Source organism: Flavobacterium sp. (assembly GCF_046153165.1).
Lineage (GTDB): Bacteria > Bacteroidota > Bacteroidia > Flavobacteriales > Flavobacteriaceae > Flavobacterium.
The window spans coordinates 1-13,345 of the sequence record NZ_JBJXEN010000004.1 but is presented as its reverse complement, the minus strand read 5'-3'; the positions used below and the strand labels follow the sequence as shown (position 1 = coordinate 13,345).

At 31.1% G+C, this 13,345-nt stretch carries 15 protein-coding genes; 8 read left to right on the top strand and 7 right to left on the bottom strand.

What is annotated here, in order from left to right:
* Positions 1-7: 7 nt before the first annotated feature.
* The 6 genes from ACKVOV_RS00760 (at position 8) to ACKVOV_RS00735 (ending at position 2,972) form a co-directional block, all read left to right on the top strand.
* The gene (locus ACKVOV_RS00760; protein ID WP_409204868.1) at positions 8-364 is read left to right on the top strand and encodes a hypothetical protein; all 357 of its coding nucleotides are present in this window, start codon (positions 8-10) and stop codon (positions 362-364) included.
* A 75-nt stretch (positions 365-439) separates the two neighbouring features.
* Positions 440-766, top strand: coding sequence for a four-helix bundle copper-binding protein (locus tag ACKVOV_RS00755; protein ID WP_409204867.1), 327 nt, complete (start codon positions 440-442; stop codon positions 764-766).
* 60 nt (positions 767-826) lie between these two features.
* A complete protein-coding gene (locus ACKVOV_RS00750) occupies positions 827-1,057 on the top strand; it encodes a hypothetical protein (RefSeq protein ID WP_409204866.1) in 231 nt (76 codons plus the stop codon).
* 96 nt (positions 1,058-1,153) lie between these two features.
* The gene (locus ACKVOV_RS00745; RefSeq protein WP_409204865.1) at positions 1,154-1,429 is read left to right on the top strand and encodes a heavy-metal-associated domain-containing protein; all 276 of its coding nucleotides are present in this window, start codon (positions 1,154-1,156) and stop codon (positions 1,427-1,429) included.
* A gap of 28 nt (positions 1,430-1,457) precedes the next feature.
* Positions 1,458-2,459, top strand: coding sequence for a 2-hydroxyacid dehydrogenase (locus ACKVOV_RS00740; protein WP_409204864.1), 1,002 nt, complete (start codon positions 1,458-1,460; stop codon positions 2,457-2,459).
* Positions 2,460-2,468: 9 nt separating this feature from the next.
* Entirely contained in the window at positions 2,469-2,972 is a 504-nt protein-coding gene (locus ACKVOV_RS00735) for a TspO/MBR family protein (RefSeq protein ID WP_409204863.1), read from the top strand.
* A 19-nt stretch (positions 2,973-2,991) separates the two neighbouring features.
* On the opposite strand, the gene ACKVOV_RS00730 is transcribed toward ACKVOV_RS00735, so the two are convergent.
* On the bottom strand, positions 2,992-4,347 hold the full coding sequence (locus ACKVOV_RS00730) for an MBL fold metallo-hydrolase RNA specificity domain-containing protein (protein ID WP_409204862.1): 1,356 nt from the start codon (positions 4,345-4,347) through the stop codon (positions 2,992-2,994).
* Positions 4,348-4,352: 5 nt separating this feature from the next.
* On the bottom strand, positions 4,353-5,183 hold the full coding sequence (locus ACKVOV_RS00725; RefSeq protein WP_409204861.1) for an ATP cone domain-containing protein: 831 nt from the start codon (positions 5,181-5,183) through the stop codon (positions 4,353-4,355).
* 207 nt (positions 5,184-5,390) lie between these two features.
* Between ACKVOV_RS00725 and ACKVOV_RS00720 the strand changes: the two genes are divergently transcribed.
* Complete coding sequence (locus ACKVOV_RS00720; protein ID WP_409204860.1) at positions 5,391-5,948, top strand: hypothetical protein; 558 nt, start codon at positions 5,391-5,393, stop codon at positions 5,946-5,948.
* 86 nt (positions 5,949-6,034) lie between these two features.
* On the opposite strand, the gene ACKVOV_RS00715 is transcribed toward ACKVOV_RS00720, so the two are convergent.
* The 5 genes from ACKVOV_RS00715 to ACKVOV_RS00695 form a co-directional block, all read right to left on the bottom strand.
* Complete coding sequence (locus tag ACKVOV_RS00715; RefSeq protein ID WP_409204859.1) at positions 6,035-7,471, bottom strand: TolC family protein; 1,437 nt, start codon at positions 7,469-7,471, stop codon at positions 6,035-6,037.
* Positions 7,464-10,631, bottom strand: a complete 3,168-nt coding sequence (locus ACKVOV_RS00710) for an efflux RND transporter permease subunit (protein ID WP_409204858.1) — start codon at positions 10,629-10,631, stop codon at positions 7,464-7,466. The genes ACKVOV_RS00715 and ACKVOV_RS00710 overlap by 8 nt, the downstream gene beginning before the upstream one ends.
* Before the next feature lie 23 nt (positions 10,632-10,654).
* Positions 10,655-11,737, bottom strand: a complete 1,083-nt coding sequence (locus tag ACKVOV_RS00705; RefSeq protein ID WP_409204857.1) for an efflux RND transporter periplasmic adaptor subunit — start codon at positions 11,735-11,737, stop codon at positions 10,655-10,657.
* 169 nt (positions 11,738-11,906) lie between these two features.
* Positions 11,907-12,302 carry a hypothetical protein gene (locus ACKVOV_RS00700; protein WP_409204856.1) on the bottom strand — a complete coding sequence of 132 codons (396 nt, stop codon included), beginning with the start codon at positions 12,300-12,302 and terminating at the stop codon, positions 11,907-11,909.
* A gap of 112 nt (positions 12,303-12,414) precedes the next feature.
* Positions 12,415-12,792: a YchJ family protein gene (locus ACKVOV_RS00695; protein ID WP_409204855.1), complete on the bottom strand. Its 378-nt coding sequence runs from the start codon at positions 12,790-12,792 to the stop codon at positions 12,415-12,417.
* A gap of 117 nt (positions 12,793-12,909) precedes the next feature.
* Between ACKVOV_RS00695 and ACKVOV_RS00690 the strand changes: the two genes are divergently transcribed.
* Positions 12,910-13,149 (top strand): hypothetical protein, encoded by a 240-nt coding sequence (locus tag ACKVOV_RS00690; RefSeq protein ID WP_409204854.1) that lies wholly within the window; start codon positions 12,910-12,912, stop codon positions 13,147-13,149.
* Positions 13,150-13,345 lie beyond the last annotated feature (196 nt).

Below are 13,345 nucleotides of genomic sequence, written 5' to 3'. Positions count from 1 at the left end.
AATAGTTATGGAAACCTATGAAATTGTCCCGTTAGTAATTGATGATTACTTTATTCACTTAAGAAATTTTGAAGAAGCAATTTATGATTCTAAACTTCAATATTCTTTAAGTCATCTGTCTTTTACAGAAAATATATCGCCCGAAAACATCATCGATGCTCTTCAAAAATCTTTACAAATTTGTCAATTAGCAGGAATAGAAAGCAAACATCATTTCAAGAAAATTTATGTTTATGATCCTATCAATCAAACTTTACATATTGATTGGAGAATGAGCCAAAAAGGATTCAATTTGATGATTATGCAATTTCCTAAATTGAATAAAAAATCAGCACAATGGATCTGGAAATTGGCTAGTTTATAATTTATAACATTAGAATTAATTCAATTTGTAACACAAATAAAAATCTTAATTATTAATTTTTAAATATTTAAAGTTATGGAAAAGCAAAAAATAATCGACGTATTGAATTTCTGTGCAGGTCAATGTACACATTGCTATGATGCCTGTCATTTAGATAAAGAAAACAATATGGAACTTTGTATGGTAAACGACTTAGATTGTTCAGAAATATGCCGTTTAACAGGACAATTAGTAGAACGAAATTCTCCTAATGTGGATATATTTTTAAAATTATGTGCACAAATGTGTGAAAGATGCGCCAACGAGTGTGATAAACATACAAATATCGCGCATTGTAAAGAATGTGCTGATGCTTGTCGCAAATGTGTTGAAATGTGTAACGAAAATGAAATAGCACATTAAAAAGTAAAGTTTGACCTTTCAAATTCAATCTGTTAGTCTACTTATTTAAAATATAAAAATATGCCTTGGTCAAAAACAGATTTTCCAAACGCTATGAAGAACCTACCACAAGTAGTAAGAAATAAAGCCATTCAAATAGCGAATGCATTGTATTCTAAAACAAAATTGAAAACAGGAATTATTATAGCAACAGCTATTAATCATGCTAAAAAATGGGCAAATCGTAGAGGATTACCTTCCAAAAAGTATTGGGAAAAATCAAATGGTTTAAAAAAAGAACCCAAATTATAAAATAATATCAAAAACTAATAATTATATAAGTTATAATTATTTTTATGTAATACGTTCATTATCAGTAATTATAAAATTTACATTCTAAAAAAAAAAATGAAAACAGAAAAAATAATCATTGCTAACTTAAAATGTAGTGGATGTGAGACAACAATAAAGAAAGGGTTACTAAAGTTAGATGGTGTAACTAGTGTAAAAATTAATCAAGAAACCGACACAGTACATGTCACTTATGATGACAATGTAGAAAGAGAAAAAATAACAAATAAACTTCATTCTATGGGTTATCCAGAAGCAACTGAAGAAAATGGTTTATTGCTCAAAATAAAAAGTTATGCCAGCTGCATGATAGGTAAGATTGACAATCTATAATTCTTATAAATCATTAATATACAATAGTATGAAAGTCTTCATTTACAGTTCACATCATTTTGAAAAACCATTTTTAGAAAAAGCAGTAAAAAATAAACAAGAATTATTTTACTCTGCATATGCATTAAACGAGACAACAGCAAAATTAGCACAAGGATACAAAGCAATATCCCTTTTTACTTCATGTGATGCCTCTGATAAAGTATTAGATAAATTATATGAATATGGTGTTAGATATATAGCACTTCGTTGTGTTGGCTATAATAATGTCGATTTGGCCAGAGCAGAAAAATTAGGAATTAAAGTGGCAAATGTCCCATCTTATTCACCTTATGCAATTGCTGAACATGCGGTTGCTCTTCTAATGGCATTAAATAGAAAAATTATTCTAGGTCAACAATTAATTAAAAAAAATGATTTTAGTTTAGATCAATTAATAGGTTTTGATTTGCATGGAAAAACAGTTGGTATTGTTGGTACTGGTAATATTGGTTCTGCTTTTGCAAATATTATGAATGGTTTTGGCTGTAAACTATTAGGCTATGATGTACAAGAAAATAAAGAATTAATAAGTAAAACCAATATTATTTACACATCGTTAGAGGATTTATGCAAACAATCTGATGTTATTTCCGTGCATTGTCCGCTTAATACCTCAACAAAATATTTATTTGATAAAACTGTTTTTTCGATAATGAAAAAAGGTGTCTATTTTATAAATACTGCTCGAGGAAGTATTGTGAAAACAGAAGATTTGATTGAAGCTTTAGAAAATGGAACAATTGGATCTGCTGGAATAGATGTATATGAAAATGAAAAAGATATTTTTTTTCGCAATCACCTCAACAATGTCATTGTAGACGAATTGTTTAATAAACTCCTCTCCTTTCCTAATGTTCTAGTTACTGGACACCAAGGATTTTTAACAACAGAAGCTTTAACAGGTATTGCTGAGACTACATTAAGTAATATTAATGAATGGGAAGATAGCAATAAATGTAAAAATGAATTGTCTATAGCCAATCTTTAACGCTTTATTATGTCAACCTTAAAAAACATTCAATCGACGGTAAAATTAGCAGCATCAATAATAATTTGTCAATTGGTAGGAATAAGTGCGGTGCTTCTTTCGCAAAAAAACAGCAATTATTGGTATGATACAATTGTAATGCCTTCTTGGCATTTATCAACTTATTTCTTTGGAACTATTTGGGTAGTTTTATATTTTTTGTTGGGTATATCATTGTGGCTTGTTTGGGATAGTAAAATATCAGAGTTTAATAAACAGAATACCATTATACTTTATGGAACGCAATTGTTTCTTAATTTTTTATGGTCTATTCTATTTTTTAGATTTCATTCGGAATCAATTGCTTTTTTAAATATAACAGTTTTAATTGTGCTTGTTTTTATATCAATAATACAAATTTATAAATTTTCGAAAGTGGCAACTTGGCTACTTATCCCCTATTTTATTTGGATTTGTTTTGAAGGTTTTTTAAATTTTAAGATTCTATTTTTAAGTGGTTATTGTATCGAATAAATATTTTTATCATTTAATACTATAATTCAATCTCTTGCCCAAGTAAAGGAACAGAAGTATTAAACCCATACTTCTCTTGAATTTTTATACGTAATTCATCAGCCGCTTGGTTTTCTCCATGAACCAAAAATACTTTAGTTGGTTTCTCTTTCAATTCAGAAAGCCAATTTAACAATCCATTTTGGTCAGCGTGAGCAGACAAACTCTCAATTTCAAGAATATTGGCTTTTACTTCATAATATTTTCCATGAATTTTGATGTCTTTGGCTCCTTCTAATAATTTTCTACCACGTGTTCCTTCCGCTTGATAACCAATTATAATAACTGTGGTTTCTGGCAAACCAATATATTGCTCCAGGTAACTGAGAACCCTTCCTCCAGTAATCATACCACTAGCAGCAATAATTACTTTTGAACTTTTGTTATAAATTGTTTCGATGGTTTCTTCATAATTAGTAATCATGGTAAACATTTTGCACATGGCTACAAAATCCTCTTCAGGGAGTTTATGCAAACTTTTATTATTTGCAAAAATGTCAAGTACACTAATACCCATAGGAGTATCAATTATATAAGGAATATTGGGGATTTTGTTTTCTTCCTTCAATTGCCAAAGTAAATACATAATAGTTTGGGCTCTCTCTACAGTAAAACTAGGAATGATGATAGTTCCACCTTTTTGAAACGCATTGTTAATATATGTTTCAAGCTCTTCCTTTGTATTGGTATCTGGATGTAATCTGTTTCCGTAAGTACTCTCAAGGAAAACATAATCTGCTTTCTTAGGCTTTAAAGGTGGAAACATTAACAAATCATTATCGCGGCCAATATCTCCTGAAAAAACTAGTGTTTTGTTTTCGAGAGTTAATTCGATACTACAAGCTCCTAAAATATGTCCCGCATTGTTATAAACTGCCGAAATTTGTGCATCTAGAGATACAACTTCATTTTGTTTTATCACTCTAAAAAGAGGGAAAACATGTTCTACTTGTTCTACAGTATATAAAGGTTCAGCTACTTCATGTTTTGAAAATTTATCTTTATTTGCCCTAAATGCATCTTCTTCTTGAATTTTTGCACTGTCTAAAAGAATTAATTTTGTGATGTCTTTTGTGGGACTTGTACAATAAATTTTTCCTTTAAACCCTTGATTTACTAATCTTGGCAACCAACCACAATGGTCTAAATGACCGTGTGTAAGTAAAACAAAATCGATACTAGATGGCAAAATGGGTAATGGTTCCCAGTTGAGTTCCCGTAATGGTTTTATCCCCTGAAATTGACCACAATCAATCAAAATTCTAATCCCTTTACTTTCCACTAATGTTTTTGACCCTGTTACTGTTCCCGCTCCTCCAATAAATCTTATTTTCATAATTTCTAAATATATTTACATAATTCTGATGCCTCTTTCAAAACATTTTTAATTCGACTAGTGCTTAAACCTATTTTTTCTAATGATTCAGAATTATTAATTATTTCTTTTACCATAATGACATCTAAAATGAGTAATTTATCTTTTTCTGACAATGACAATGTAGTTAAGCAAGTAATGGGATATAAATTATTATTATCTATTTTGGTTCTTAGATTATTATTTATTGGGTAATCCCAACTTAATAAATCTAAGCCTGAACACATTGCAAAAGTTATAGCATCTGTTGTAAATCTATTATTGGTAATAATTTTACATTTTGAAATTTTGTCATTATTAGAAAAAATAGGATATGTTTTATCTTTTAGATCATTAAAACGAGATAAAATATACATGGGAACTTTTACGTCCGAATTGACTTCTCTTTTAGCATGGAACTTACATTCGATCATAGTAATAATTTCCTCTTTTTTAAGCATAACATCTATTTCATGCGAGATACATTTCCCTTGCAAGGTTAAATTAATTCTTGTTTGATAGCCTTCCGATAAAAAAAGTCTTGAAATATATTTTTCGAAGAAAAAACCTGTTGGTCCTAATAATTCTATAGCCACTCTTAAATTATAGCGGGCAGCATGAGAGTTAGACGATTTTTTTAATAAACTAAACGCTAATTTATAAATGCTTTTTGTAGTAATCCCTTCATATATTTTCTTTTCAATAGATTCAATAACCTGATCAACAAGACTCTCATTAGCTCCCGATTTTAAAAGAGAAGTTTTAAGTTTACTTCTATCAAAATCGACAATGTCTCCAGAATGCTTAATGATTTTCATTTATTGTATATTTAATTTTCATGAGTAAAGATCGATTCATTTCAATTATATTATTTTATATAATTATTAATAAATGTTATATTATAACTCGATTTTTAATCATAACATGTGAATAATGTAAGTCTTTTTTTAAATTATGTAACTATTTTACAATCAATGAATGTGAAATTTGCTGTACATATATGTACTAAAAAATATATTTAAGTCATGAAAAATAACATTATATTAATTGCAATTTTAATACTTATCTCTTCCAGTTTGCCTGTATTCTCACAGGTGAAAAAACCTGAAAAAGAAATAAAAAGAAATGATAGTCTAAAGTTAATCATTTTACCTGAAATTGTAATTAAAAGTGCTAGGAAGGATTTTTCTCATTATTTGCCAAGCTATAACAATCCAGATAATACTGTTGCTAAAATTGAAGAAAAACTAATTTCATATGATTTAGGTAAAGATTATGAAGGTTATGAAGAATATTTAGTTGTTATGGAATTAAATGATAATACACTAGCTGCAACATATAACTCAGATGGAAAATTAGTAAGAGTTGTAGAAGAGTACAAAAATGTAAAACTTCCAGCAAATGTGATTTATATGGTGTATAAAAATTATCCTGATTGGAAAATTGTAAAAGACAAATTTCTTTATACCCAAGAGAAAGGTGATGTAATTAAAAAACAATATAATATTAAGATTAAAAAAGAAAAAGATCAGGTTATAAATTTAATTGTTTATCCTAGTGAAAATATTATTAAAAAACAGTAATTGTTATAGGGTAAAAACAGCTTAAAATAAAAAACAGTTGCAAAAATTTCTTGCAACTGTTTTTTTTAGTTATTAAATTAATTATTTTATTTCCAACCTCCTCCTAGTTCTTTATAAACATGAACTACCGTATTTAGTTGTTCTTTTTTAGTTTCTACAAGTTCTAGTTTAGATTCTAATGCATCTCTTTGTGTCATTAGTACTTCAAAGTAATCTACTCTTGCAGATTTAAATAAATCATTAGAAATATCTATCGATCTGTTCAACGCATCTACCTGTTGTGATTTTAAATCATAACTTTTCTCTAAATTATTAATTTTAGAAAGTTGATTAGAAACCTCTAAGTAGGCATTTAAAATAGTACGTTCATAATTATACATCGCTTGAAGTTGGCGCGCATTTGCGCTTTTAAATTCTGCTTTAATTGCATTTCTATTAATTAGTGGTCCAGCTAAATCCCCAGCTAAAGAGTAAAGCAATGACTCTGGTAATTGAAACAAATAAGAGGGTTTAAATGCTTGCAAACCTATTGCTCCAGAAATATCTAATGATGGATAAAATTCTGCTCTAGCTACTTTTACATCTAACTTTGCTGCAACTAATTCTAATTCTGCTTGTTTAATATCAGGGCGATTAGCTAATAATTGAGAAGGAATTCCTGATTGGATAGCCGATGGCAACAAACTTAAAAAGTTACTATTATCTCTTTTTATTTCTTGAGGATAGCGAGCTAGTAAAAAGTTAATTCTATTTTCTGTTACTTTTATATCCTGAAGAATATCAAACTCTTTACTTTTAGAAGACAATACTTCAGCTTGGAATTTTTGAACTGCTAATTCAGTAGCTCTTGCAGATTCTTTCTGAATTTTTACAATTTCTAAAGCATTAGTTTGCAGTTGAATATTTTGTCTTACAATTTGCAATTGATTATCCAAAGCTAATAATTCGTAGTAAGAATCAGCCACTTCGGCAATTAGGTTTGTAATTACAAAATTTTTACCTTCAATAGTAGACAAATACCTACTAACCGCAGCTTTCTTTGAATTGCGCAATTTTTTCCAAATATCTACTTCCCAGTGTGCATAAGCCGCCAACTTATAATCCGTTAACGGATCTGGGAATTCCATTCCTGGTTTTATTTCTGTAGTAGCATCACCCGCACCTTGGCTAGTATATCTTCCTACTTTTTCGACTCCTGCACCAGCACCAATACCAACAGATGGCAATAGTGCTCCTTTTCTCATTCTAATATCATTCTTTGCAATTTCAATTTCCTGCAAAGTAATCATTAGTTCCTGATTATTTTTTAGAGCAGTATCTATTAAATCTACAAGATTTTGATCCTTAAAAAAATTCTTCCAGGGAATAGCGGCTGTATTTATTGTATCCTTACTAGGATTTTCATAAGCTTCTGGAATAGTTTTACTAGTGTTTGATGCTGCAATTTCTGGAGTTTTACAACTTACCACAAAAAGGCAAATACTCAAAGCAATAATATATTGATATATCTTAAATTTATACATTGTGATCGATTTCTTCGGTTAATGGGTTATTATTTTGTTTTTTGACCATCTTGATTTTTGCAGCAATACTACCAAAGATGAAGTACAATCCTGGAATCAGCAATACTCCAATAACAGTTCCCAAAAGCATACCTCCAAGAGCAGCAGTACCAATGGTTCTGTTCCCGATTTTACCTGGCCCAGAGGCTAGTGCCAATGGTATTAATCCCGCAATAAAAGCAAACGAAGTCATCAAAATAGGGCGGAATCGAACTTTAGCTCCTTCCATGGCGGCTTCAAGAATAGTGGCTCCTGCTTCATGCTTTTGGACGGCAAATTCTACAATCAAAACAGCATTTTTACCTAGCAAACCAATAAGCATAACAAAGGCAACTTGTGCATAAATATTATTTTCTAATCCACAAATAGAAAGCAATAAAAACGATCCAAAAATACCTGCTGGAAGTGATAGTATTACAGCAAATGGTAATACAAAACTTTCATATTGCGCCGCTAAAACCAAATAAACAAAAAGCAAACAGATTAAAAAGATATAAACAGCCTCGTTGCCTCGACCTACTTCATCTTTGGAAATTCCTGCCCAGTCGATACCAAATCCTCTTGGCAAACTTTTTTCCGCAACTTCTTGAATAGCTTTAATAGATTGACCACTACTGTATCCTGGTGCAGATTGCCCACTTATTTCGGAGGCATTGTACATATTATGTCTTGTAATTTCAGACAAACCATAGACTTTTTCCATTTTCATAAAAGCCGAAAACGGCACCATTTCGTCACGATCGTTTTTGACATACAATTTCATAATATCTTCTGGTAAAGCCCTGTATTCTGGCGATGTTTGAACTATTACCTTGTATTGTCGGTCGTATTTGATAAAACTAATTTCATAGTTACTACCCACCAAGGTCGAAAGTGTATTCATAGCATTATCTATTGTAACCCCTTTTTGCTGGGCAATATCGTTGTCAATTTTCATCATATATTGCGGAAAACTGGCACTATAAAAACTAAATACCGATGATAATTCAGGACGTTTATTCAATTCTTTTACAAAATCATTATTTACGGTTTCCATTTTTTTATAATCACCCGAACCTGCTTTATCAAGTAAACGCAATTCAAATCCGCCTGCTGCACCATAACCAGGTACAGCTGGTGGTTGAAAAAACTCAATAGTAGCTCCTGTTATATCTTTGGATTTTTCTTCAAGTTCAGCCATAATTTCATTAGCAGAATGCTCTCGATCTTCCCAGTTTTTTAGGTTAACCAAACACGTTCCAGAATTGGATCCTGTTCCTTCGGTCAAGATTTCGAATCCTGCCAATGCCGATACCGATTGTACACCTTCAATTTTTTCTGCAATTTTTTGCAATTTTAAAGCTACATCATTGGTTCTTTCTAATGAAGAGCCTGGAGGTGTTTGTATAATGGCATAAAACATTCCTTGATCTTCGTTTGGAATAAATCCTGTTGGAAGACTATTGTTTAAGAAAAATATTCCCGTACAAAAAGTGATAAAGGCGATAAAAGTAACCGCTCTTTTGTTGATGATTTTTCTCAATACACCTTGATATTTTCCAGTAAGTTGGTCAAATTTATGGTTAAAACCATCCAGAAATCTATTCAAAGGCGTCTTCTTTCTCGCTACACCATGCGCATTTTTGAGCATCATAGCACAAAGTGCGGGTGTAAGCGTAAGCGCAACAATCCCTGACAAAATAATACCCGTTGCCATAGTAATAGAAAACTGACGGTAAAAAATACCTACTGGTCCTGACATAAAAGCAACAGGAATAAACACCGCTGCCATCAAAAAGGTAATGGCTATAATGGCACCACTAATTTCATGCATAGCTTTTTTGGTTGCCTTAAGTGGTCCAATATGATCTTCTTCCATTTTGGCGTGTACAGCCTCGATAACAACAATGGCATCATCGACCACGACACCAATAGCCAAAACAAGAGCAAACAATGTAACCAAATTTATATTTATTCCAAAGAATTGCATGAAAGCAAATGTTCCAATAAGCGAAACAGGTACTGCAATAGCAGGAATAATGGTAGAGCGCCAATCCCCCAAAAACAAGAACACTACCAATCCTACCAAAATAAAAGCTTCAACCAAAGTATGTATTACTTTTTCGATAGAAGCGTCTAAAAATTTGGAAGCATCGTAACTTATTTCATAATTCACTCCTTTTGGGAAGGAGGTTTTCTTGATTTCGGCCAATTTTGCTTTTACATCTTTAATAACCTGACTGGCGTTACTTCCATACGATTGTTTGATGGTAATTGCAGCCGATGGTTTTCCATTCAAATTAGAATAAATATCGTACATCGAACTTCCAAATTCTATATTGGCAACATCTTTCAGACGTAGTATTTCTCCGTTTGGATTCGATTTTAGAATAATATTTCCGTATTGTTCTTGCGTAGTAAAACGTCCCGAATATTTCAATACATATTCAAAGGCTTGAGAGCGTTTTCCAGAACTTTCTCCCGTTTTTCCAGGTGATGCTTCTAGACTTTGCTCTTCTAAAGCTTTCATTACCTCATCGGCAGAAATTTTGTAAGCCAACATTCTGTCAGGTTTCAACCAAACACGCATAGCATAATCTCGATTTCCTACAATGTCTGCTTCTCCAACACCATCAACTCTTTTAAGTTCCGAAAGAATATTAATATCTGTAAAGTTGTATAAGAACTTTTGATCCATCGTTGGATCCTCGCTATACAAGTTCACATACATTAAATTATTCGATTCTTCTCTAGTAATTTTAACTCCCTCTCTCACTACAAGAGGTGGCAGTTTATTGATTACCGAAGCTACTCTATTCTGAATGTTAATTGAAGCTTGATTTGGATCGGTTCCCAAATTAAATACTACTTGGATAGAAGCTTCTCCATCATTTCCTGCATCCGAGGCAATGTATTTCATTCCAGGAACACCATTGATGGCTCTTTCTAGCGGAATTACAACTGCTTTTATCAATAATTCGTTATTCGCTCCAGGGTATTCTGCTGTTACATTTACTTTTGGAGGCGAAATAGAAGGCAATTGTGTGACAGGTAAATGAGTCATTGCCAAAACCCCGAGCAAGACGATCATAATCGATATTACTATCGACAATACGGGTCTTTCTATAAATTTATTAAACATTTTTTAGGTTTTAAGTATTAGAACTATTCAGCTTTTAATTTCAAATGTGACAGAACTTCCTCGGGTTTCTCAAAATCGTATTGAATTTTGTCATCATCCTTCACTTTCTGAACGCCTTCGAGCAAAATTTTGTCTGTTGTAGTAATCCCACTTTTCACGACATACAAATCAGGCATTTCTCCAGTAATGGTTATTTCTTTAGACTTCACTACATTGTTTTTATCGACTACAAAAACATATTTTTTGTCTTGAATTTCGTAAGTTGCTTTTTGCGGAATCACCAATGCATTCTTCACAGGAACCGTCATTTGAACTTTACCCGTTTCTCCGTTTTTTAATAATTTATCTGGATTTGGAAAACTAGACCTAAAGGCAACATTTCCCGTTTCGCTGTCGAACTCACTTTCTATAAGCTCTACTTTTCCTTTGTATTTCAATAGTTGTCCATTTGCCAAAAGCAAACTTACTGTATTACTTCCACGCCCTTTTACATTGGCTTCATATTCCAAATATTCGGGTTCTGAAACGTTGAAATAAGCAAACATTTTACTGTTGTCCGAAAGACTGGTTAATAATTCTCCTTCTTCAAGTAAGCTTCCCAATTTTTTTGGAAGCCTATCGATAGTTCCAGAAAAAGGCGCTCGAATTTCGGTAAAAGACAAATGGAGTTTTGCCATGGCAACTTCAGCTCTCGCCTGTTCGAGTTTGGCTTGTGCCAAAGCTTGCTCGCTTTTGGATACAACATTCTTGTCGGCAAGATTTTTAGCGTTAAGCAATTCTATTTCGGCACTCTTGCTTTCGGCTTGCGCTTTTAGTAATTCCGCCTCATACATTTTGGGCATAATTCGGAACAGTAATTGCCCTTCCTTTACATATTGTCCTTCGTCAACATAAATATTTTGTAGGAATCCTTTTTCTTGTGTTCGGATTTCGATGTTTCGTACCGATTTTATCTGCGAAACATATTCTTTGGTAAACGAAGTGTCGATTACAGCAGGATTGGTAACGGTAAATTTGCTAATTTCTTCTTTTTCTTCTTTTTTTGATGTACAGCTTGTAAGACATAACAAGGCAATCAAGCCTGTGAATAAGACATTTCTCTTCATGGTGTTTAAAATAAAATTGGAGCGCTAAAACGCTTTAAATTCAGGGGATTTTGTTGTTGTAAAAATGGATTATTCTCTAAGTATTAAATAGAAAATAAAAATATGATTACTATAAAACCACCAAGATATATGTAAGATTATATCTTTAGTGATCTAAAAAAATAAGAAATCAAATTCTTAAAACTCTTTGTAAAATATAAATAGGATTTGAGAATCCACAAAAGTGAGAAAAAATTCTAAAACGGTTGTTATAATAATTTAAAATAGACAAATGAAACTTTGATAAAAACCAAACAATTTGTAAATTAGTTTTATCGAAACAAAGTTTATTTTGACTTCCTTCTTTAACATCCTCATTACTTAAATGATCTTCATCTAAATCTGAATCAGTATCATCTATTACTGTAACACCAAAATCTTCATTTATGAATCCTACATTAAGTTTTTTTGTAAGTGTTTCAGTTGAAGAGTAGCCAATATGGCTATTTTGATTAACCTCATAAGAATAATCCTTGCCACCAAGCAAGAGTAAAAATAGGGATATAAAGAAAGTTACTATTCTCATTTGGCAACAAAAGTAATGAAATTTAAAAAAGAAAAAAATATGTCATAGTTAAGAAAAGCATAAAGTAACGTAAACACTACATCATATTACAAAAGTCTAAACAACATAATTTTTAATACCATTCTCCATCAACATAAAACCAGTTTACATCTTCTTTCCTAAACTTAGATTTTTCATGATGAATTTGGTTGTTATTATTTTCATCTATGTAATATGCTTTAAACTCAACTATAGCTTCAGAAAAGTTAATAATTTCAAGTTTTACCCATTGGTTTTTAGTAGCAAAATCTAGTGTTTCAATTTTATTATGGAATTTTCTAGTTGAAATATGTGTTGTTCCCATCAGGTAATTTACATCATGAATACAATAAGCTGAATATCGAGAAGCCATTAATTCTTTAGCTGTTGGTGCTTTTTGAATATCTAAAATATATGGCTCACAACATTCAGAGAATAGTTTATTAGAGTTACAATAACAGTTTATTTTCATAATTTATACAGAAGAGTATTTATTTTAGATATTTTGAAACTACAATCTAAGAATTCTAAATGAATTGACAAAATTATAGTAACTTTGTCGAAAATTAGAATTGTACAACAAATATTTATGAAATCATTAGAAAAAAAAGGTCTTTTTACTGGACTTATTGAAAAAGACGAAAACGGAAACTTTTTTTGTGGAGAATACTTACTAGATTATAAAATGGTAGTTTCTAACTTTAAAGTTGGAGATAAAATCACACTAAAAAGTTGTATTACTAATCCAAGTGATATTTCGTTTAAAGCATACGAAAAAAAATGTAAAAACTTTGCATTATTTAACTTGAAACCAGATAATAACGAATAAAAAAAGGGTTTAGGAAATTTCTAAACCCTTTTTTATTAACCATAAATTTAATTATTTACAACTCTCTAGTTTATAATTTACTAATATAGCTTCCATACATATCCTTAAATTGGTAACCATTTTCGAAACGATCTTTACTTAATTTATCATATTCGACTAATGCCCAAAGGATAAATTCCTTCATAAAATTCCTGTC